This is a genomic window from Escherichia sp. MOD1-EC4550, assembly GCF_963876935.1.
GTDB lineage: Bacteria > Pseudomonadota > Gammaproteobacteria > Enterobacterales > Enterobacteriaceae > Escherichia > Escherichia coli_F.
Genome location: NZ_CAWNSE010000012.1, coordinates 142,552 through 164,537 on the forward strand (window position 1 = coordinate 142,552; position 21,986 = coordinate 164,537).

Annotated in this window: 22 protein-coding genes; 12 read left to right on the top strand and 10 right to left on the bottom strand. The window is 49.9% G+C overall.

Going from position 1 to position 21,986, the window contains the following annotated elements; all coding sequences use genetic code 11:
- Positions 1-170: 170 nt before the first annotated feature.
- Together agp and AACU19_RS08070 are read right to left on the bottom strand one after the other, a co-directional pair.
- Positions 171-1,412, bottom strand: coding sequence for a bifunctional glucose-1-phosphatase/inositol phosphatase (agp, locus tag AACU19_RS08065; protein ID WP_105278066.1), 1,242 nt, complete (start codon positions 1,410-1,412; stop codon positions 171-173).
- A gap of 294 nt (positions 1,413-1,706) precedes the next feature.
- Complete coding sequence (locus AACU19_RS08070; RefSeq protein ID WP_088541669.1) at positions 1,707-2,960, bottom strand: hypothetical protein; 1,254 nt, start codon at positions 2,958-2,960, stop codon at positions 1,707-1,709.
- Between the two features lie 257 nt (positions 2,961-3,217).
- Between AACU19_RS08070 and cbpA the strand changes: the two genes are divergently transcribed.
- Entirely contained in the window at positions 3,218-4,138 is a 921-nt protein-coding gene (gene cbpA / locus AACU19_RS08075; protein ID WP_000420636.1) for a curved DNA-binding protein, read from the top strand.
- Positions 4,138-4,443, top strand: a complete 306-nt coding sequence (gene cbpM / locus AACU19_RS08080) for a chaperone modulator CbpM (RefSeq protein ID WP_000024566.1) — start codon at positions 4,138-4,140, stop codon at positions 4,441-4,443. The genes cbpA and cbpM overlap by 1 nt, the downstream gene beginning before the upstream one ends.
- 151 nt (positions 4,444-4,594) lie before the next feature.
- On the opposite strand, the gene torD is transcribed toward cbpM, so the two are convergent.
- The 3 genes from torD to torC are packed head-to-tail and all read right to left on the bottom strand — an operon-like array spanning position 4,595 to position 8,909.
- Complete coding sequence (torD, locus tag AACU19_RS08085) at positions 4,595-5,194, bottom strand: molecular chaperone TorD (RefSeq protein ID WP_105278067.1); 600 nt, start codon at positions 5,192-5,194, stop codon at positions 4,595-4,597.
- Positions 5,191-7,737, bottom strand: a complete 2,547-nt coding sequence (torA, locus tag AACU19_RS08090; RefSeq protein ID WP_105278068.1) for a trimethylamine-N-oxide reductase TorA — start codon at positions 7,735-7,737, stop codon at positions 5,191-5,193. The genes torD and torA overlap by 4 nt, the downstream gene beginning before the upstream one ends.
- Complete coding sequence (gene torC / locus AACU19_RS08095) at positions 7,737-8,909, bottom strand: pentaheme c-type cytochrome TorC (protein WP_001230242.1); 1,173 nt, start codon at positions 8,907-8,909, stop codon at positions 7,737-7,739. Before torC ends, torA begins: the two co-directional genes overlap by 1 nt.
- Positions 8,910-9,038: 129 nt before the next feature.
- On the opposite strand from torC, the gene torR reads away from it, so the two are divergent.
- The gene (gene torR / locus AACU19_RS08100) at positions 9,039-9,731 is read left to right on the top strand and encodes a two-component system response regulator TorR (protein ID WP_105278069.1); all 693 of its coding nucleotides are present in this window, start codon (positions 9,039-9,041) and stop codon (positions 9,729-9,731) included.
- Here torR and torT read toward each other — a convergent pair.
- Positions 9,704-10,732, bottom strand: a complete 1,029-nt coding sequence (gene torT, locus AACU19_RS08105) for a TMAO reductase system periplasmic protein TorT (RefSeq protein WP_001265010.1) — start codon at positions 10,730-10,732, stop codon at positions 9,704-9,706. The two genes, torR and torT, sit on opposite strands and share 28 nt — an antisense overlap.
- A gap of 82 nt (positions 10,733-10,814) precedes the next feature.
- On the opposite strand from torT, the gene torS reads away from it, so the two are divergent.
- Together torS and AACU19_RS08115 are read left to right on the top strand one after the other, a co-directional pair.
- A complete protein-coding gene (torS, locus tag AACU19_RS08110) occupies positions 10,815-13,559 on the top strand; it encodes a TMAO reductase system sensor histidine kinase/response regulator TorS (RefSeq protein WP_105278070.1) in 2,745 nt (914 codons plus the stop codon).
- Positions 13,560-13,630: 71 nt separating this feature from the next.
- On the top strand, positions 13,631-14,704 hold the full coding sequence (locus tag AACU19_RS08115; protein WP_105278071.1) for a 4Fe-4S binding protein: 1,074 nt from the start codon (positions 13,631-13,633) through the stop codon (positions 14,702-14,704).
- A 48-nt stretch (positions 14,705-14,752) separates the two neighbouring features.
- Here the strand turns inward: AACU19_RS08115 and AACU19_RS08120 are convergent, their stop codons facing one another.
- From AACU19_RS08120 to cspG, 4 genes are read right to left on the bottom strand one after another with little or no spacing between them, the layout of a single operon-like run.
- Complete coding sequence (locus AACU19_RS08120) at positions 14,753-14,926, bottom strand: GnsA/GnsB family addiction module toxin (RefSeq protein WP_001019197.1); 174 nt, start codon at positions 14,924-14,926, stop codon at positions 14,753-14,755.
- The gene (gene ymcE / locus AACU19_RS08125; RefSeq protein ID WP_105278072.1) at positions 14,916-15,146 is read right to left on the bottom strand and encodes a protein YmcE; all 231 of its coding nucleotides are present in this window, start codon (positions 15,144-15,146) and stop codon (positions 14,916-14,918) included. Before ymcE ends, AACU19_RS08120 begins: the two co-directional genes overlap by 11 nt.
- Positions 15,121-15,309, bottom strand: coding sequence for a cold shock small protein YmcF (gene ymcF, locus AACU19_RS08130; protein ID WP_123057628.1), 189 nt, complete (start codon positions 15,307-15,309; stop codon positions 15,121-15,123). Before ymcF ends, ymcE begins: the two co-directional genes overlap by 26 nt.
- Positions 15,310-15,319: 10 nt before the next feature.
- Complete coding sequence (cspG, locus tag AACU19_RS08135) at positions 15,320-15,532, bottom strand: cold shock protein CspG (protein ID WP_000066490.1); 213 nt, start codon at positions 15,530-15,532, stop codon at positions 15,320-15,322.
- 285 nt (positions 15,533-15,817) lie between these two features.
- Here cspG and cspH point away from each other — a divergent pair, with 285 nt between their 5' ends.
- From cspH to etp, 7 genes are all read left to right on the top strand, one after another.
- The gene (cspH, locus tag AACU19_RS08140) at positions 15,818-16,030 is read left to right on the top strand and encodes a cold shock-like protein CspH (protein WP_000087763.1); all 213 of its coding nucleotides are present in this window, start codon (positions 15,818-15,820) and stop codon (positions 16,028-16,030) included.
- A gap of 441 nt (positions 16,031-16,471) precedes the next feature.
- Positions 16,472-16,777 carry a threonine-rich inner membrane protein GfcA gene (locus AACU19_RS08145; RefSeq protein ID WP_001299283.1) on the top strand — a complete coding sequence of 102 codons (306 nt, stop codon included), beginning with the start codon at positions 16,472-16,474 and terminating at the stop codon, positions 16,775-16,777.
- A gap of 106 nt (positions 16,778-16,883) precedes the next feature.
- Positions 16,884-17,528: a lipoprotein GfcB gene (gene gfcB, locus AACU19_RS08150; protein ID WP_105278074.1), complete on the top strand. Its 645-nt coding sequence runs from the start codon at positions 16,884-16,886 to the stop codon at positions 17,526-17,528.
- Complete coding sequence (locus AACU19_RS08155) at positions 17,525-18,271, top strand: capsule biosynthesis GfcC family protein (protein ID WP_105278075.1); 747 nt, start codon at positions 17,525-17,527, stop codon at positions 18,269-18,271. Before gfcB ends, AACU19_RS08155 begins: the two co-directional genes overlap by 4 nt.
- Complete coding sequence (locus AACU19_RS08160; protein ID WP_105278076.1) at positions 18,271-20,367, top strand: YjbH domain-containing protein; 2,097 nt, start codon at positions 18,271-18,273, stop codon at positions 20,365-20,367. The genes AACU19_RS08155 and AACU19_RS08160 overlap by 1 nt, the downstream gene beginning before the upstream one ends.
- 45 nt (positions 20,368-20,412) lie before the next feature.
- On the top strand, positions 20,413-21,552 hold the full coding sequence (locus tag AACU19_RS08165; RefSeq protein WP_001295357.1) for a polysaccharide export protein: 1,140 nt from the start codon (positions 20,413-20,415) through the stop codon (positions 21,550-21,552).
- Positions 21,540-21,986, top strand: a complete 447-nt coding sequence (etp, locus tag AACU19_RS08170) for a protein-tyrosine-phosphatase Etp (RefSeq protein ID WP_000057871.1) — start codon at positions 21,540-21,542, stop codon at positions 21,984-21,986. The genes AACU19_RS08165 and etp overlap by 13 nt, the downstream gene beginning before the upstream one ends.

Genomic DNA, 21,986 nt, shown 5'->3' on the forward strand with positions numbered 1-21,986 from the left:
CACTGTGTCTGGGGTAAACCATGCGTTCTATGGTAAAAATTATACGAGATGTGACGCTGCGTAATATTCTGCTCCCTCAATATATTTCTGGTGAATATGTTCCAGGTTAATTGGGAAGATCTGCATGTGATCTTCCCAATTTTATGACTACAAAATGTCAATAGCCGGGTTTATTTCACCGCCTCATTCAACACGCTATCAAACTTATCCATTGGGCAAAAACCGTTGGCATCTATCGGGCAACCGCTTAATTCCAGCGTCACGCGCTGCGCAGGTGCCTGCAACGTTAACGCATCAGCATTACGCAACTGTTCCGCACTCTGGTACACATATTCAATTTTCATCAAATCGCGATTAGCTTTGTTGTCATGCCAACGCTGGAAAACGATTTTGCCGCCGATGGGCGTGCGTTCGTTCTGGTCATGCAACTGATACGGTTTGAAATCCAGTGCCGTTAACAGAGAGGCAATGTTTGAGTCGTGCCCAACCAGCACCGTGATTTTCGGTGCACTGGCGCGATCTGTCACCAGCGATTTGTCGATATAACTGACCAGTGGTTTCGCAACATTGCGCGCCACTTCCGGTGAGGTAAACAGGCTATCCTGGTAACCGTTTTTCAGCTTCGACAACACTTTCCACTGTTGGTCAGATTTGATTTCTCCCCACGCCACCTGATCCATCGGGAAACCTTCGTAGTATTGCAAAGTAAACGCATCTACCAGCGAGTTGCCGACTTTCAGCGGCCCGGAAACGCCCGGTTCTTGTTGATACTTCGCGCTAAAGGTGTTTTTGCCATCTACAAGCGAACACTGTTGCTTCTCTTTACAGGCAGGAGAATCTTTATAGTTAACGATTTTTTCCAGTAGCTTGTAGCTGTCGGTAAGCTGGAGTTTGCTGAGCTCTTTCTCCATTGCCGCCACCGCCTGTTCACTGAATGCGGCGGAATCATCGGTGATCACTGGGTTAAAGGTTGGGTCCATGGTGCCCATTTTTTCCTGGTGGTGGACTGGAATGTCACACCCAGGGAATGCGCCAGTAATAAAGAACTGCGCGGTTGCGACGGTACGTTGCAGGCTGTTGGCATAGGCATAAACGGTGTCCGGCGGCGGGCATTCCCCCGAATTCACCATCCCCTGCTCTGCCAGCCACTCACGCATATAGTGGCCCATATACACTTCCAGCACACCGCCTTTGGTGGTGAGCTGCCCACCGGGGACGTCCCATTCTGGCCATTTATTCGGTGTGGATTGTTCCAGCACACTGCCATTGTTCGCCAGCGGCGCACGTAAGTTATGGCGGCTCATCATGAGCACTTGCTGCAACTGATAGCCTTCCGGTACGGTTTGTGCCTGAGCATTTGAAGCGAGTAAAACTATCCCTGCCACAGCTGCGGCGATTAGCGTTTTGTTCATTCCTGGCACCTCTTTTGTTATCAATCACCAAAGAGTGTGACAGAAATATGACATTTTTCCGGGAAAAGGTTCGCAAAATGGCTTGTTGAGTGCCTGTTTTTCTATATTTGTCATTAAAAAAAGGCAAGATTTGACGCAACCTATGCATGATTGGCCCCTGCCTCGTGTACGCCGTTGATGATTTCACCATGGGCTAGACAGAATATCACCGACGTTATCGATACAGGGGCAATATTTACTAGTAAAAAGAGAATGTGAGACTAATAAAAACTATTTTAGCACATGTCTTTAATATTAGATGGCATAACGATTTAAATAGTCCAGTTGCGCTTTCATTTCCTTATGGTTTAACTGGTATGACTGAGCAAAAAGTTCAGTAGGGAGGTAAACGTCATAATGATTGCCAGTATTTATTAAATAACCATACTCAAGATCTTCATCCGTTGAAAAGGATTCACTTCCCAAGGAGATTGATCCCACATTACAGGCAACAATAAACAATGAACAAATGCTATCTGAAAGCACAGCAAGGAAATTCTTCACCGCTTTAACCTTTTCCGGAGAGTCGGTATTTAAAACAAGCGAACCCTTGTTATCATTAAATATAAACTCGGGTAAATGCAATATGCATCTTTCGTCATTCAAGCAACTACCAATGAATTCTTTTTTAAACTTAATAAAATTCGACGCTAAAGAATTACCCATATCCTGAATTTGGTTGTCAGAATGCAGATCAACGCCAAATAATGTCTTAATATCTTCCCTGAGATTAAAGAATGCTGCATCAACAAAAGACTCAATCACTTGTTTATCAACAATTTTAATAAATTCGTCGTATACTTCTTTTTGCGTCTTTTGACTGCCAAGCGCCCATGAATAATCAACGTGTTTTATAACCAGTATGGCTCTTAACAGACAATATCCATCGCCATCTACAGGCGCGTATTTTAATTTATGTGCTTGATTAATTTCACTCTGAATAAAAGATATACCAGACAAATCAATACCAGTAACTGAATCATATATTCCCGGCGTATTTATCCGTTTTGGCTGGACACTCGTAATTTCATCATCATCAAAGCAATACTCAGAAAAAACATCATTACACTCATTTAAGATATCAACATATGCTATAAATTTATACCAACAGCTACTTTTAAAGCCTGCAATAGCCTGTGAAAACATACCCGGCAAGGATATATTAACAAGCTCTCTTTCTTGAAAATATTGTATAGTATAGGTAATGCCTCCTGAATCCCCTGAATAAGTGTTTGTATCATGAGTACGTAATGTTTTCATAAATGAAGATAAATCATTATCATTTTGCATTTCCTCTAATTCTGTTTCTAGTGATTCACACACCAGGCATGAAATATTTTCTTCTTTCCGCATGATTTCATTGTACAACCGCATAAAACACTCTAGTTTTTGTTCAAAAAGCGTGATTGAACATTTTTGATTTTCTTCGCGCCTGGTTTTTATATCGGCCCAGGCTGTTTTCAAATAATTATTAGCACTGCAACTTACTCCATGTATATTACTACCCATATATAGCGCCTATAAAATTTAATAAATAATGACGTCCTAGTTAAGCTTAAAGTGCCTGATTTAACTATCAAAAATCGCTCACTCTTTTACCTGTTTAAACTATGCTCAGCAATCCATCTTGACGCCACCTCCTCTCCACGATGATTTCAATAACATATTCTGTGTTGGCATATGAAATTTTGAGGATTACCCTACACTTATAGGAGTTACCTTACAGGGGTTCCTTCAATTTGTGTTGATTTACGCGAGATAACGCTATGGAACTAAAGGATTATTACGCCATCATGGGCGTGAAACCGACGGACGATCTCAAGACAATCAAGACCGCCTATCGTCGACTGGCCCGCAAATACCATCCTGATGTCAGCAAAGAACCGGATGCCGAAGCCCGCTTCAAAGAGGTCGCTGAAGCCTGGGAAGTGTTAAGTGATGAACAACGTCGCGCTGAGTATGATCAGATGTGGCAACATCGCAACGATCCGCAATTTAACCGTCAATTCCAGCATGGAGACGGTCAGAGTTTTAACGCCGAAGATTTTGACGATATCTTCTCGTCAATTTTCGGTCAGCATGCCCGCCAGAGCCGTCAACGCCCCGCCACCCGCGGCCACGATATTGAAATCGAAGTGGCGGTATTCCTGGAAGAAACGCTTACTGAGCACAAGCGTACCATCAGCTATAACCTGCCGGTTTATAACGCCTTTGGCATGATCGAACAGGAAATCCCGAAAACGCTGAATGTGAAGATCCCGGCGGGCGTCGGCAATGGTCAACGCATCCGCCTGAAAGGCCAGGGAACGCCGGGCGAAAATGGCGGCCCAAATGGCGATTTGTGGCTGGTGATTCATATTGCGCCGCATCCATTGTTTGATATTGTCGGCCAGGATCTGGAAATAGTGGTGCCGGTTAGCCCGTGGGAAGCGGCGCTGGGTGCTAAAGTCACCGTTCCAACACTGAAAGAAAGCATTTTGCTAACTATCCCGCCGGGCAGTCAGGCCGGGCAACGATTACGCGTTAAAGGCAAAGGCCTGGTGAGCAAAAAACAGACCGGCGATCTGTATGCGGTACTGAAAATCGTGATGCCGCCGAAACCGGATGAAAATACGGCCGCGCTGTGGCAGCAACTGGCAGACGCCCAGTCGTCTTTTGATCCACGTAAAGATTGGGGGAAAGCATGATGGCTAATGTTACGGTGACTTTTACTATTACCGAATTTTGCCTACATACCGGCATCTCTGAAGAGGAATTGAATGAAATTGTCGGTTTGGGGGTGGTTGAACCGCGGGAGCGCCTGGAAACAACCTGGGTATTTGACGACCATGCCGCCATTGTGGTGCAACGTGCGGTACGCCTGCGTCATGAACTGGCTCTGGACTGGCCGGGGATCGCGGTGGCGCTGACGTTAATGGATGATATTGCGCACCTGAAGCAGGAAAACCGCCTGCTGCGCCAGCGGCTTTCCCGATTTGTGGCTCATCCGTGAGTTTGTTGCCTGATGCGACGCTTAACGCGTCTTATCAGGCCTACAAAGCGCACTGTCCCCGTAGGCCGGATAAGGTTCATGCCGCATCCGGCGGATCTACCTTAATGTCTAATGCGACGCTCAACGCGTCTTATCTGGCCTACAAACGGCATTATCTGTTTTGGTTGTCGCACTCCACTAACGCCAGCAATAACTGGCTTAGTGCCGCGTAAAAACCAAAGCTATCATACTGATGGCAACGCGCCGCAAACTCCGGTAACCATTGCCGCAGCGCCATCAGTGTTTTTTGCCGCAAACTGTCGATTCTTCGCGCAGGGATAGTTTCCTCACCCAGCGAAAAATACAGATGACTAAGCAATTCGAGATAGATCGCCAGATGATCTGCCGGTTCGTTGAAATTGCCGCTGGTTTCCATCCCTGCCTCAACTAACAAGCGTTTAATCTCTTGCTCGTCCTGTTTGTAGACCGATGCATACGGCAGCGCCGCTTGTTTGTCGGTCATCAGAAACAGGCCGCAAAAGTCAGCGGCCAGTTCCAGACGAGCGTCGTCACGCACTGTCAGAGCGGCAATTTTAGTTTCCAGCTCGTTCACCGCCGCAGTGAGCGGCGGTTCGCTTTTTAGCAACGAAAACCATTCAGCCATCTGCGCACTGGCGATCTGCGTCAGTTGTTCATCGTCCAGCTCACGGGAGAACAACTGCGCCAGCCAGGCGTAGACACAGGCAATCTGTTGTGCTGTCAGCGTGGTCATGATTTCACCTGCGACGCGGGAACATATTCGCACTGCGCCACCATCTCAACAGGGCCGTTAAACGCCGTTACCTGCTCCACTGTCCCGCTGTATTTTTCAATTTCCACCAGCGTGGTATGCGCACTGGTCGCCTGCGCCAGCTGCGAAGTACCGATGTCGATAGTCAACACGTTGGGGTTACCGTATTTGCACAGCGCACCAGGCTCACCGCCTTTATCTGGATCGTACCATGCCCCTTCGTGAATTCGTGCCACGCCGGGTGCATAGCGGTCAGAAACCACTGCTCCAGCCAACACCTGACCACGAGCGTTAAAGACGCGCACCACATCACCGTTACGAATACCGCGCGCACTGGCATCCTGCGGGCTAATAAATACTGGCTCTTTACCCGCAACCGTATATTGCTGACGCAAAGTTTCCGACTCACATAACTGCGAGTGAAGTCGGAAATCCGGATGCACAGATTGCAGATGCAACGGATACTTCTGCGAGCCGGGCCCACCGTGGGAGCGTTCGATTTTCTCGAACCACATCGGATGCCCCTGACAATCGTCGTAGTTCATATCGGCGATGGTTTTTGAGTAGATCTCAATCAGGCCACTCGGCGTGCCCAGCGGTTCGAGATCCGGATCTTCGCGGAATGCCTGGTGGCGAACAAACATCTGCGGATGGTCAAACTCGACGTACTCTTTGTTATTCCAGAAGTCATCAAACGCTGGTAGATGAACACCGCGTCCTTTGCCCTGTTGTACACCTTCCTGCCAGATGCGTTTCAGCCAGCCCATTTCGTCCAGCCCTTCGGTAAAGGCTTCTTCACGATTAAAGCGACGGCACAGCTCGCGGAAAATATCAAAGTCGTTGCGCGCCTCAAACTGCGGCGGCACCACCTGTTTCATGGCGATGATCCCACGGTTGGAGTGGTTGCCATACTGGTCGAGATCGTTACGCTCAAACTGCGTGGTCGCAGGCAGCACGATATCGGCAAAGCGGCAGGTTGAGGTCCACTGGTTATCTATGGCGATAACCGTTTCCAGCTTGCGCCAGCCTTCAATAATGCGGTTGATCTGCTGATGGCGATGGAACGGGTTCGTTCCGGCAAAAATACACATTTTCAGCGGCGGCAGTTTTACCGATTTACCGTTCCAGTTGATCACTTTCCCCGGTTCGAGGATCGCATCGACAAAACGGGCAATCGGAATGGTGCTGCTGTAGCCTTTGTAATCACTGTTGTCGTGAACAGGCGGAATCGACGAAGAGCCGGAGAAACCACTCAGAATAACGCCTTTACGTCCCGGCGTGCCTGCGCCGTTATAGTGCCAGCCAAAACCAAAGCCACCACCTGGCAGGCCAATTTGCCCCAGCATCGCCGCCAGAACCACAATCATCCACGCCCACTGTTCACCGTGCTGCATACGCTGAACGCACCAGCCAGCAATAATCTGCGTTCTGTTCGCCGCCATCTGCCGTGCCAGAGCACGAATGGTTTCGGCATCAATGCCGGTCAGTTTTTCAGCCCATGCGGCATCTTTCGGCTGACCGTCTTTCTCGCCCAGCAGATAGGGCAGAAACTGCTCAAAGCCCACGCAGTAGTTAGCGAGGAAGTTTTTGTCGTACAGGTTTTCGCTGTACAACGTATGCGCCAGCGCCAGTTGCAGCGGCACGTCAGTTTGCGGGTTAACCGCAATGTGCTTCACATGCTCGCGTCCCAGATACTCATGAGTGGATGTAACAACCGGATCGATGCTGATGACCTCAATTTCACCGGCGGCGACTTTCGCTTTTAGCTGCTCGTAATATTCATAAACATCGTGATCCGGGCACCACCAGTTCGCTTGCTGGTTTTTCAGCAAATCGGAGCCCCACAGCACAATGGTTTTGCTGTTCTGCAATACCAGCGGCCAGGAGGTTTGCTGTTCATACACTTCCATTGAGCCAACTACACGCGGCAGGATCACCTGCGCAGCACCGGTGGAGTAATCCCCACCCGTACCAACGCTATTACCATGTAAGGCAATCGCTTTCGCCAACATCCCCGACGCGTTATGGAACATCCCCGTCGACTGCCAACCACTGGCGGTCAGTAAGGCACTCGGCCCGTGCGTTTTCTGCACACGTTCCAGTTCTTCATAGAACATGTCGAGGGCTTCATCCCAGCTCACGCGCACAAATCGGTTATCACCTCGCTGGGAGGTGTCGCTCAGATGGCGCTTACGTAGCCAGTCCACGCGTACCATCGGGTAACGAATACGCGCCGCGTTGTGTACGTGATCCGGCAATCCGGCGATCATTTTCGACGGATATTTATCCAGTTCGAACGGTTTTGCGGCCACAAAGCGACCATTCTTCACCGTCGCGCGGATAGCCCCCCAGTGCGACCCGGTCAGAATGCCCTCTTTCGAGGTGACAGCCTCAGTCGCCGCTTGCGCCGCAGTCGCACGGCGCGGCGTTAACAGTGACGGCCCCAGCATCCCGGCGACAGTTAAGCCGCCGAGTTGTGCCAGAAAACGTCGACGTGATGCCTGAAAGAGATCGTTATTGTTCATTATTTTTCTTCCTTCTTATCGCCGTGAGCCTTACCTGCGGTATCAGACGCATTCATTTGCAGATATTTCAGCAAGGTGCGTTCTTCACGTTTATCGAGGCTGGTAAAGCCAATCATGCCGTTGAGCGTGCCAATCCAACCATTAGCGTCAAAGTGGGCGATTTCCGGTGCGCCGTGGCATTGATTACAAGTGCCGTTGTACAGCGAATCCGCATAAGCCCAGATCGGTTTGATATCGTTCACCATGTCGCCTTTCTTCATCCACGCGGTGGCCTGCAATTTGCTCCACTCGGTATTGGTGTCGGCTACGGTGGTTTTCTCCAGCGTTTTCACCTGCTGCTGAACATCGCCACGAATCGAAGCAACAAAGATGCGTTTGCCAGGGAACTGGGTGAGTACACGCTGACGTCCTGCGCTTTCCGTCCAGCCAGTGATTTCAATTTGCAGCCAGTCGCCGTCACGTTTAAGGACTTTCACTTCCGAAGCAGGCAGCAGAGAACCAGACGCTTCTTTATCGCCTTTCGCCGCATAAATTGGCTTAATATCAATGGAGTACAGCGTGTCACCACTATCATTTGCACTGGCGCGCAGCTCATCGAATTGCTTACGGAAGCCGCTACTCATATCCGGCAACTGGTGGGCAATACCTTTATGACAGTCGATGCAGGATTGATTATCTTTCGCTGCCACCTTCATCTGACGTGCCGCTTCAGGATGTTGCTTCGCATGATCCATCGCGTCGTAGTTATGGCAGGAGCGGCAGGTTGCCGAGTTGTTTTCTTTCATTCGCGCCCATTCACGCTCGGCAAGTTCCGCACGTTTGGCTTCGAATTTCTCAGGTGTATCAATGGAGTGGGCAATAAAGGTCTGGTAGATGTCGTTGCTCGCTTCCAGTTTACGCTTCACCATGCCTGGAATATCCGGCGGGATATGGCAGTCATGGCATTCAGCTCGCACGCCGGAGGCGTTCTGGAAATGCACCGACTGTTTATATTCTTCATACACCGGTTGCATACTGTGGCAACTGACACAAAATTCGGTTGTGCTGGTGACTTTGATCCCCACGTGAGGTAACACAATCAGCGCAATGCCAATCACAATCCCAATAGCGACCAGCGCCAGTACCGACCAACGAGCACTGGGTCGGCGTAACGCGTTCCAGAGTTTCCGCATAATAGCCCCTGTAAAATTATGGTTTAGTGAAGCGATCTTAATAAGCAAATATGAACAGCGGCACTGGTCAGGATGAACGGCTTACGGCAGAATATGAACAGATATGAACAGAATGAGTAAAACTCTCTGATGCCACATCACATTGTTATTGTTGAAGATGAGCCGGTTACCCAGGCGCGATTACAAACCTACTTCACTCAGGAGGGGTATACGGTTTCCGTTACAGCGAGCGGTGCCGGGCTGCGTGAAATTATGCAAAACCAGCCAGTGGATTTAATTCTGCTGGATATCAATTTGCCCGATGAAAATGGCCTGATGTTAACCCGCGCCCTGCGGGAACGTTCGACGGTGGGTATTATTCTGGTTACCGGACGCAGCGATCGGATTGACCGTATTGTTGGGCTGGAAATGGGCGCAGACGATTACGTCACTAAACCGCTGGAACTGCGCGAACTGGTGGTACGGGTGAAAAATCTGCTCTGGCGAATCGACCTCGCGCGGCAGGCGCAACCGCACACTCAGGACAACTGCTATCGCTTTGCCGGTTATTGCCTGAATTTGTCGCGCCATACGCTGGAACGGGATGGCGAGCCGATTAAACTGACCCGCGCAGAGTATGAAATGTTGGTGGCATTTGTGACTAATCCGGGCGAAATTCTCAGCCGTGAACGTCTGCTGCGTATGCTTTCTGCGCGCCGGGTGGAAAACCCCGACCTGCGCACCGTCGATGTGTTAATTCGTCGTTTACGTCATAAACTCAGCGCGGATTTACTGGTGACACAACATGGCGAAGGTTATTTCTTAGCCGCTGATGTGTGCTGATAAAAATAGACCGGACGAAATCCCCCCGGTGACAGCGAGCGGCGGATATGTTCGCGGTCGGCATTTTTCGGCGTCAGAACTAAAATCGGTGGGCTGACATTATCAGACACCGATTGTCCCTGTAATTGCCTGATGGCCTGCTCAACTGCCAGTTCCCCCTGCCAGACCATTTGATCGCTGGCAGCCATAATCACTCTTCCCCGCTTCAGCCCGCGATACACCTGATGTGAAAGATAAAACGACACCACGGTAAGCGGCGTTTTCAGGTTACGCCCTTCACCCATTGCCGCCTCTGCCGCAATCGCCGTTCCGGCCACAACGTCGATTTCTGGATGGCGCTCCAACATCTCCTGCAACAGGTTACGCTGGATTTCAATATCGTTGTCGCCGAGCGCAATATCGACAATACGCACCGGGCTTCCGGCAATGGCGGCGCGGAAACCCTCTACCATCTCCTTACTGCCCCCGGCGTTATCGGGGCCGGGCATCAACAGGACGTTCAGTGGTTTTCCGTGACTCCATTGCACCAGATATCGCCCTGGTTGATAGCCCATCTGAAACCACGGCACACCAACGCGGCTTTTCACCTGGGGAGCATCAATAGCATTTACCAGTTCGATCACCGGCAGACTTGCTACCTGCTTTTGCAGGTCGGGAAATGACGTCGTGCTACTACCGAGCAAAATGGCCTCTGCACCCCACTGTTTGCACTGGTCGATTTGTGCTTGCTGGGTAGCCAACTGGCTGTAGCCGCCTGCCTCCAGCACTTTTAAATCCACACCGTAGCGGCGAGCAGCCTCCTGCATACCATAGTTCAACGATAACCAGTATGAATCTTTCAGGCTGGGATAAAGCGCGCACAGTTTCCATGAACGTTTGGCTTTAAGCGGTGTAGAGGGTTGCACCGAGAAATGCTGCGCATCATGCCAGCGCAACAAGTTATCAGCCGAAAAACCAGGCAACATGAAAAGGGAAAGAAGTAACAATAGCAGTACGCGCATGATAGCCTCATCAATAATAAGGCTTTATGCTAGATGCATTCCGCTTTGCGACTCAACCTTTTTCACCTTAAGTACACTGACCGTGAATTTAACCCTGACCCGAAGACTCTGGATGGGCTTTGCCCTGATGGCGCTGTTAACCCTGACCAGTACCCTGGTGGGATGGTACAACCTGCGCTTTATCAGCCAGGTGGAAAAAGACAATACTCAGGCATTGATTCCTACCATGAATATGGCGCGCCAGTTGAGCGAAGCCAGCGCCTGGGAACTTTTCGCCGCCCAGAACCTGACCAGTGCCGATAACGAAAAGATGTGGCAGGCGCAGGGGCGAATGCTCACCGCACAAAGCCTGAAGATTAACGCGTTGCTGCAAGCGTTACGGGAACAAAGTTTTGATACCACCGCTATTGAACAACAGGAGCAGGAGATCTCCCGTTCGTTACGTCAACAAGGGGAACTGGTGGGGCAGCGTTTGCAACTGCGCCAGCAACAACAGCAACTCAGCCAGCAGATAGTCGCTGCTGCCGATGAGATCGCACGCCTGGCGCAAGGTCAGGCGAATAATGCGGCGACCTCTGCCGGAGCGACCCAGGCCGGGATTTACGATTTGATCGAACAACATCAACGTCAGGCCGCAGAAAACGCACTTGATCGGCTGATTGATATCGATCTTGAGTACGTTAACCAGATGAATGAACTGCGCCTTAGCGCCCTGCGGGTGCAGCAAATGGTGATGAATCTGGGGCTGGAACAGATCCAGAAAAATGCGCCAACGCTGGAAAAGCAGCTCAATAATGCGGTGAAAATTCTGCAACGTCGGCAAATACGCATTGAAGATCCGGGAGTTCGTGCTCAGGTCGCAACAACGTTAACTTCCGTTAGCCAATATAGCGATTTGCTGGCGCTGTATCAGCAGGACAGTGAAATCAGCAATCACCTGCAAACTCTCGCCCAAAATAACATCGCCCAGTTCGCACAGTTTAGTAGCGAAGTCAGTCAACTGGTCGACACCATTGAGCTGCGCAATCAGCACGGGCTGGCACATCTGGAAAAAGCCAGTGCACGCGGGCAATACAGCCTGTTATTGCTGGGAATAGTTTCTCTTTGCGCATTGATTCTGATCCTCTGGCGCGTGGTTTATCGTTCAGTCACGCGTCCACTTGCCGAACAAACGCAGGCGCTGCAACGACTGCTGGACGGTGATATCGACTCCCCTTTTCCGGAAACCGCTGGCGTGCGGGAGCTGGACACCATCGGGCGGCTGATGGATGCGTTTCGCAGCAGTGTTCATGCGCTTAATCGCCACCGCGAACAGCTGGCGGCGCAGGTCAAAGCGCGTACAGCTGAATTGCAGGAACTGGTGGTCGAACATCGACAGGCACGGGCGGAAGCAGAAAAAGCCAGCCAGGCAAAATCGGCGTTTCTGGCGGCAATGAGCCATGAGATCCGCACACCGCTGTACGGTATTCTCGGCACCGCGCAACTGCTGGCAGATAACCCCGCACTTAATGCCCAGCGTGATGATTTGCGGGCAATTACTGACTCTGGTGAATCGTTGCTGACCATCCTCAACGATATTCTCGATTATTCGGCTATCGAAGCAGGCGGCAAGAATGTTTCGGTCAGCGATGAGCCCTTTGAACCGCGCCCGCTGCTGGAAAGTACCCTGCAATTAATGAGCGGACGGGTGAAAGGTCGTCCGATTCGCCTGGTAACTGAAATTGCCGACGATGTACCGACTGCGTTAATGGGCGATCCGCGGCGTATTCGTCAGGTTATAACCAACCTGTTGAGCAACGCCCTGCGTTTCACCGACGAAGGGCACATTATCCTGCGTAGTCGCACTGATGGCGAACAATGGCTGGTCGAAGTGGAAGACAGCGGCTGCGGTATTGATCCCTCGAAACTGGCTGAAATCTTCCAGCCATTTGTTCAGGTTAGCGGCAAACGCGGCGGCACCGGGCTGGGGCTGACTATCAGTAGCCGTCTGGCCCAGGCGATGGGCGGCGAACTCAGCGCCACCAGCACGCCGGAGGTTGGAAGCTGTTTTTGTTTACGCTTGCCGTTACGTATTGCCACGGCACCCGTGCCAAAAATAGTCAATCAGGCGGTGCATCTGGACGGTTTACGTTTGCTGGTAATTGAAGATAACCCGCTAACCCAGCGAATTACCGTTGAGATGCTGAACAACAGTGGTGCGCAGGTCGTTGCTGTTGGCAATGCCGCGCACGCGATAGAGACGTTGCAAAATAGCGAACCGTTTGCTGCCGCACTGGTGGATTTTGATCTGCCGGATATCGACGGTATTACCCTTGCCCGACAACTGGTACAGCAATATCCGTCGCTGGTTTTGATTGGCTTTAGCGCCCATGTCATCGACGAAACGTTGCGCCAGCGTACCAGTTCGCTATTTCACGGGATTATCCCTAAACCGGTGCCGCGTGAAGTACTCGGTCAGTTACTGGCGCACTATCTTCAACTGCAAGTCAATAACGATCAACCGCTGGATGTATCGCAACTCAATGAAGATGCTCAGTTGATGGGGACGGAGAAGATCCACGAATGGCTGACATTATTTAAACAACATGCCCTGCCGCTTCTCGATGACATCGACATTGCCCGCGCCAGTCAGGAAAGCGAGAAAATAAAGCGTGCCGCACATCAGCTAAAAAGCAGTTGCTCAAGTCTGGGAATGCGTAGCGCCAGCCAGCTATGCGCACAACTGGAGCAGCAGCCATTATCTGCCCCCCTTCCACACGAAGACATTACACGCAGTGTTGCCGCTCTGGAAGCATGGTTGAATAAGAAAGACCTGAACGCGATTTGAATCAATATCAGCCAGTTAAGAACAACTAGAATAGTGGCATTTGGTATGCAACTTAACGGACTGGCAAAATCATGGCAGAGAAAAGAAGAACCCGCTGGCAGCGGCGGCCAGGCACGACGGGCGGCAAATTACCGTGGAATGACTGGCGCAATGCCACGACCTGGCGTAAAGCGACGCAATTATTACTGTTGGCAATTAATATTTATATTGCCATCACGTTCTGGTATTGGGTGCGCTATTACGAAACGGCAGGTAGTACGACATTTGTCGCCAGGCCAGGAGGCATCGAAGGCTGGCTACCGATTGCCGGTCTGATGAATCTGAAATATAGCCTTGCAACAGGCCAGTTACCGTCCGTCCACGCCGCCGCGATGCTGTTATTGGTCGCTTTTATCGTCATCAGTCTATTACTAAAAAAGGCCTTTTGTTCATGGTTATGCCCGGTTGGTACGCTTTCTGAATTAATCGGCGATCTCGGTAACAAACTGTTTGGTCGGCAATTTGTCCTTCCCCGCTGTCTGGATATTCCTCTGCGCGGCGTGAAGTATTTGCTGTTGATTTTTTTTCTCTATATCGCGTTATTGATGCCCGCTCAGGCTATTCACTATTTTATGTTGTCGCCCTACAGCGTGGTGATGGACGTTAAAATGCTCGATTTCTTTCGTCATATGGGGACCGCGACATTAATCAGCGTGACCGTTTTGCTGATTGTCAGTCTGTTTATTCGCCATGCCTGGTGTCGTTATCTTTGCCCATATGGCGCGCTGATGGGCGTGGTTTCGCTATTGTCGCCGTTTAAGATTCGTCGCAATGCCGAAAGTTGTATCGACTGTGGCAAATGCGCAAAAAATTGCCCATCGCGGATCCCGGTCGATAAATTAATTCAGGTACGAACCGTGGAATGTACCGGTTGTATGACTTGCGTAGAGTCATGTCCGGTAGCCTCAACATTGACCTTTTCACTGCAAAAACCTGCGGCAAATAAAAAAGCCTTTGCGTTGTCTGGCTGGTTAATGACGCTACTGGTTCTGGGGATTATGTTTGCGGTGATTGGTTACGCAATGTATGCGGGAGTATGGCAAAGCCCGGTGCCGGAGGAATTGTACCGACGCTTAATTCCGCAAACGCCAATGATTGGTCACTAAATTAGCAACAAGCGGAACATCACCTCGCACGGGGTGATGTTCACAAAATCACATTATTTTGATTTTGACATCATAGCTTTCAAGCCCGGTCATTTTTTCTCGTGCGGTGAAGCGAATTTCAGAGACTTCTTTCCCTGTATTCTTGTTCAGCTCGGCGATTTTTTGCGCGATAAAGTCAGCGATTTCCGTTTCGGCTTGTTTTTTTAACTCTTCAATATTCACTGTTAACCTCTTCTGGTCTTAAAAGACAGCAACACGCCAGTAAGGTGTTGGTTCCCGGTACCCTGGTCAGGTAAGAAATGTTATAAGCCATCTCCCCTAAAGATTCAATAATCAACAGGTTATCGCTTACTATACATACAGCGTTGAAGAAAAATAAGGCAGATATAAAAAAGGCTCCACGAGGGAGCCTGATATTATTTTGTGAAATCCAGCGGCGCATGGTCAGTGCGTATTTGCAGCGCGACGTTACCAAAGGTGATCATCGTCGATTTACAAAAAATACACTTTGCCCCTAAAGGATTTCGCTCCGTCACATCGAATGCCGATGTGCGGTACTGTGAACCATGACAACATGGACAGCGGAAATGGAGATGTTGAGTAATAACGGCAACCTTAGAGCGTAACAACGTTCGCTGCCGCGGGACCACGTTGCCCCTGCTCAATAGAAAATTCAACTTTCTGATTTTCGTTCAGCGTGCGGAATTCATTGCTCTGGATGGCGGTGAAATGGACGAAAACGTCTTTGCTGCCATCATCAGGAGTGATAAAGCCAAAACCTTTATCTGCGTTAAACCATTTTACTAAACCAGTCATTTTATTAGACATATTTTACTTCCTTCATTTTGGGCCTTTCGGCAAACAGGGCTTTAATACAGAAACTACTTAGTGTTCAGGAGAGAGACTCAAAAGAAGGGGATAATGCCTGATAATGAGAACTGCTTTAGTAAACTACTTTGTATGCTGTCTGTCTTTCAAACCGACGCAGCTATTAACGCATGATAATTGAGATTAAGCAATTTTTATTTTAGCCGTCCGGCGGTCTTAAATATCGCTGGCTTTATTTTATTAACCCCGTATAGTGCAGCGCAGTATTTTCAGTAAGGAATTTGTTTGTCCCGTAAAATGACAGGAATTGTCAAAACCTTTGATCGCAAAAGCGGCAAAGGATTCATTATCCCCTCCGACGGTCGTAAAGAAGTCCAGGTCCATATTTCCGCATTCACTCCCCGCGACGCAGAAGTGCTTATACCAGGATTACGCGTGGAATTTTGCCGCGTAAATGGCCTACGCGGACCAACAGCGGCAAATGTTTATCTCTCTTAAGATGACGCAGCTTGTTTAAAGCTGGCTGTTTTTATTAAAAAAGCTCAATAGTCAACATCGCACATTATAACAAAAGTTACTTTCACCCCGGAAAACAAATCCATTTAGCCGAATATCTCTGCACCTAATAGTTATAAATGCTACTTAACAGTCAATCATAGTACCGCTTGAAACTATATCACCAACAATAGTTAATAGCTTTCTTAACAATTTTCTTATCTTTAATTTGTATTTTTCTAAGATTTATCTTATGCTCACAAGTCGTATTTCCAGAGGGAAATCGTTAACAATCTTATATTTCTCTCTGCGCGCCTTTCCCACTCGCGGTATATAGTACCGACGGTATGCGGAAAGGGAGATTTCACAAGGATGTTATACTCAAAGTAGACAATCCTGATCTCAAGCGTACGTATTGTCCATGCGATGAATAAAGGAAAAGTTATGAAACACAAGCTTTCTGCAATCCTTATGGCCTTCATGTTGACGACGCCAGCTGCGTTTGCTGCACCAGAAGCAGCAAACGGGACCGAGGCAACGACGGGTACTACTGGCACCACAACGACCACTACTGGTGCCACTACGACTGCTGCTACCACCGGTGGCGTAGCTGCTGGCGCTGTCGGCACGGCGACGGTTGTCGGTGTGGCAACGGCTGTTGGTGTGGCGACTTTGGCAGTAGTTGCAGCAAATGACAGTGGCGATGGCGGTTCTCATAACACCTCAACCACCACGTCCACTACGCGCTAATACTGCTTTAACGCGTCAAAATTAAAGTTAAATGATACCCGGTTGCGATATTCGTACCGGGCTTTAGAGATTTGCATTTTTTTAATTAACCTTTCAAGGATTAAAGGTGCGCCCTCTTATTTTATCGATTTTCGCACTATTTCTTGCGGGATGTACACACAGCCAGCAAAGTATGGTCGATACATTTCGCGCCAGCCTTTTCGATAATCAGGATATCACCGTAGCGGATCAGCAGATCCAGGCGTTGCCTTATTCCACGATGTATTTACGCCTTAATGAAGGGCAACAAATCTTTGTGGTACTGGGATATATAGAACAAGAACAAAGCAAATGGTTATCCCAGGATAACGCCATGCTGGTTACCCACAATGGACGTCTTTTAAAAACCGTCAAACTTAATAATAATCTGCTGGAAGTGACAAATTCCGGGCAGGACCCTCTGCGTAACGCGCTGGCAATAAAAGACGGCAGCCGCTGGACGCGCGATATTCTCTGGAGTGAAGACAATCATTTTCGCTCTGCGACCCTGAGTTCCACTTTTTCCTTTGCTGGATTAGAGACGCTGAATATTGCGGGTCGCGATGTGCTGTGTAATGTCTGGCAGGAAGAGGTGACTTCCACGCTGCCAGAAAAACAGTGGCAAAACACATTCTGGGTCGATTCGGCTACTGGCCAGGTTCGTCAAAGTCGGCAAATGTTAGGCGCAGGGGTTATTCCCGTAGAAATGACGTTTCTTAAACCCGCACCATGAATAAATTACAGTCGTATTTCATTGCCAGCGTACTTTACGTAATGACACCCCATGCCTTTGCGCAAGGAACGGTGACTATTTATCTGCCTGGCGAACAACAGCCCCTTTCCGTTGGCCCCGTGGAGAATGTTGTCCAGTTGGTGACACAACCGCAACTGCGCGATCGCCTCTGGTGGCCTGGAGTCTTGCTGACCGACTCCGCGGCGAAAGCTAAAGCGCTTAAAGACTACCAACATGTCATGGCACAGCTTGCTTCCTGGGAAGCAGAAGCTGACGACGATGTGGCGGCAACGATTAAATCCGTGCGCCAGCAGTTACTCAATCTCAATATCACTGGTCGCTTACCGGTCAAACTGGACCCTGATTTTGTACGAGTGGATGAGAACAGCAATCCCCCGCTGGTCGGGGACTATACGCTCTATACCGTACAGCGCCCAGTGACTATTACTCTGCTGGGTGCGGTTACTGGGGCTGGGCAATTGCCCTGGCAGGCAGGCCGTAGCGTTACCGATTATCTGCAAGATCACCCCCGCCTTGCAGGCGCGGACAAGAATAACGTTATGGTGATTACGCCTGAGGGTGAGACTGTCGTCGCCCCTGTTGCCCTGTGGAATAAAAGACATGTGGAACCACCGCCTGGCAGCCAGCTTTGGTTGGGCTTTTCTGCGCATGTACTGCCCGAAAAATATGCTGATTTAAATGACCAGATTGTGTCTGTTTTAACGCAACGTGTTCCTGACTGATGAAGAAGAACTCTTATCTTTTAAGCTGCCTGGCCATTGCCGTCTCCAGTGCCTGTCATGCTGAAGTATTAACCTACCCGGATCCGCTGGGGTCGTCGCAATCAGACTTTGGCGGCACAGGATTGTTGCAGATGCCAAATGCGCGCATCGCACCGGAAGGTGAATTCAGCGTCAACTACCGGGATAACGATCAATACCGTTTCTACTCCACGTCCGTGGCGCTGTTCCCATGGCTGGAAGGCACCATTCGTTATACGGATGTGCGCACACGCAAATATAGCCAGTGGGAAGATTTCAGCGGCGATCAGTCATACAAAGACAAATCTTTCGATTTTAAACTTCGCCTGTGGGAAGAAGGTTACTGGCTACCGCAAGTGGCGTTTGGTAAACGTGATATTGCTGGTACGGGTCTGTTTGACGGTGAATATTTGGTGGCCAGCAAGCAAGCGGGGCCATTTGATTTCACCCTCGGGATGGCATGGGGCTACGCCGGTAATGCGGGCAATATTACCAACCCGTTTTGCCGGGTGAGCGATAAATATTGTCATCGTGCAGAGTCTCACGATGCGGGCGATATCAGCTTTAGCGATATCTTTCGTGGCCCGGCGTCCATCTTTGGCGGCATTGAGTATCAAACGCCGTGGAATCCCCTGCGTCTGAAACTCGAATACGACGGCAACAATTACCAGAATGATTTCGCTGGCAAACTGCCTCAGGCAAGCCATTTCAATTTCGGTGCTGTGTATCGTGCTGCCAGCTGGGCAGATCTCAACCTGAGTTATGAACGCGGTAACACGTTGATGTTTGGCTTCACGTTACGGACCAATTTCAACGATCTGCGCCCTGCCCTGCGCGATACGCCAAAACTGGCATATCAACCTGCGCCGGAATCTGAAGGATTGCAGTACACCACAGTAGCGAACCAACTTACCGCGTTGAAGTATAACGCGGGCTTTGACGCGCCAGAAATTCAGCTGCGCGATAAGACGCTATATATGTCTGGTCAGCAATACAAATACCGTGACTCTCGTGAAGCGGTCGATCGTGCCAACCGGATTCTGGTGAATAACCTGCCGCAAGGCGTTGAGAAGATTAGCGTGACGCAAAAGCGCGAGCATATGGCGATGGTGACGACCGAAACCGACGTAGCCAGCCTGCGCAAACAGCTGGCCGGTACAGCGCCTGGTCAATCAGAGCCACTGCAACAACAACGTGTTGAAGCTGAAGATCTTTCTGCCTTTGGTCGGGGCTACCGTATTCGTGAAGATCGCTTTAGCTACTCTTTCAACCCAACACTTTCACAGTCGCTGGGCGGCCCGGAAGATTTCTATATGTTCCAGCTAGGGCTGATGTCCAGCGCCCGCTACTGGTTTACCGACCACCTGCTGCTTGATGGCGGTATTTTCACCAATATTTACAATAACTACGACAAGTTTAAGTCTTCACTATTACCCGCGGACTCTACCCTGCCCCGCGTGCGCACGCATATCCGTGATTACGTTCGCAATGACGTTTATCTCAACAACTTGCAGGCGAACTACTTTGCCGACTTAGGCAATGGTTTCTATGGCCAGGTGTATGGCGGTTATCTGGAAACGATGTACGCCGGTGTCGGTTCCGAGCTGCTTTATCGCCCGCTAGACGCCAGCTGGGCGCTGGGTGTGGACGTTAACTACGTGAAGCAGCGTGACTGGGACAACATGATGCGTTTCACCGATTATTCCACGCCAACAGGTTTCGTGACGGCTTACTGGAACCCGCCGACGCTCAACGGCGTACTGATGAAACTTAGCGTTGGGCAATATCTGGCAAAAGATAAAGGCGCAACGATCGACGTCGCCAAACGCTTTGACAGCGGCGTGGCGGTAGGGGTATGGGCGGCAATCAGTAACGTATCTAAAGATGACTACGGCGAAGGCGGCTTTAGTAAAGGTTTTTATATCTCGATTCCGTTCGACTTGATGACCATTGGACCTAACCGCAACCGCGCGGTGGTTTCGTGGACACCATTGACGCGTGATGGTGGACAAATGCTGTCACGCAAATACCAGCTCTATCCAATGACGGCAGAGCGAGAAGTACCGGTTGGACAATAACCTGACGTAATTCATAACATTACAATGACTGATAAATATAAACCAATGAAAAAGAACATTTTTAAGTTTTCGGTACTGACATTGGCTGTTCTGTCTTTGACAGCATGTACCCTTGTTCCTGGTCAGAATTTATCGACCAGTAACAAGGATGTCATTGAACTACCTGACAATCAGTATGACCTGGACAAAATGGTCAATATCTATCCCGTCACGCCAGGATTGATTGATCAGCTGCGCGCCAAACCGATTATGTCGCAGGCTAACCCGGAGCTGGAGCAGCAAATCGCGAACTATGAATATCGTATCGGCATTGGTGATGTGTTGATGGTGACGGTCTGGGATCACCCGGAACTAACCACACCCGCAGGGCAATATCGTAGCGCCAGTGATACTGGCAACTGGGTTAACGCTGATGGTGCAATTTTCTACCCTTATATTGGTCGCCTGAAAGTGGCCGGGAAAACGCTTACCCAAGTACGCAACGAGATTACAGCGCGTCTGGACTCAGTCATTGAAAGCCCGCAAGTCGATGTCAGCGTCGCGGCGTTCCGATCGCAAAAAGCGTACGTCACCGGCGAAGTCAGCAAATCGGGTCAGCAGCCGATTACCAATATTCCTCTGACCATCATGGATGCGATTAACGCCGCGGGCGGTCTGACCGCAGATGCAGACTGGCGCAACGTGGTGCTCACCCAGAATGGCGTAAAGACCAAAGTGAACCTCTATGCGCTGATGCAGCGTGGCGACTTGCGCCAGAACAAACTGCTGCACCCGGGCGATATTTTATTTATTCCGCGCAACGATGATCTGAAAGTCTTCGTGATGGGTGAAGTGGGTAAACAGAGCACGTTGAAAATGGACCGCAGCGGTATGACCCTGGCGGAAGCACTGGGTAACGCTGAGGGTATGAATCAGGATGTCGCTGATGCGACGGGGATTTTTGTTATTCGTGCAACGCAAAACAAGCAGAATGGCAAAATCGCCAATATTTATCAGCTGAATGCGAAGGACGCATCGGCAATGATACTCGGAACGGAATTCCAGCTTGAACCTTACGACATTGTTTATGTCACTACCGCGCCGCTGGCTCGTTGGAACCGTGTGATTTCTCTGCTGGTACCGACGATTTCCGGGGTGCATGACCTGACAGAGACTTCACGGTGGATTCAAACATGGCCCAACTAAAATTTAACTCAATCCTGGTGGTTTGTACCGGCAACATTTGCCGTTCGCCCATTGGCGAGCGCTTGCTGCGTAAACGTCTGCCAGGCGTAAAAGTCAAATCGGCAGGTGTTCATGGTCTGGTAAAACACCCTGCAGATGCGACAGCAGCAGATGTTGCCGCAAATCATGGCGTATCTCTTGAAGGACATGCCGGACGTAAGCTCACTGCTGAGATGGCACGAAATTACGATCTGATTCTGGCAATGGAGTCGGAACATATTGCTCAGGTTACCGCAATCGCTCCCGAGGTCCGCGGGAAGACAATGCTGTTTGGGCAATGGCTGGAACAGAAAGAGATCCCGGATCCCTATCGTAAAAGTCAGGACGCATTTGAACATGTCTACGGTATGTTGGAGCGCGCCAGTCAGGAATGGGCGAAGCGCCTCAGCCGGTAA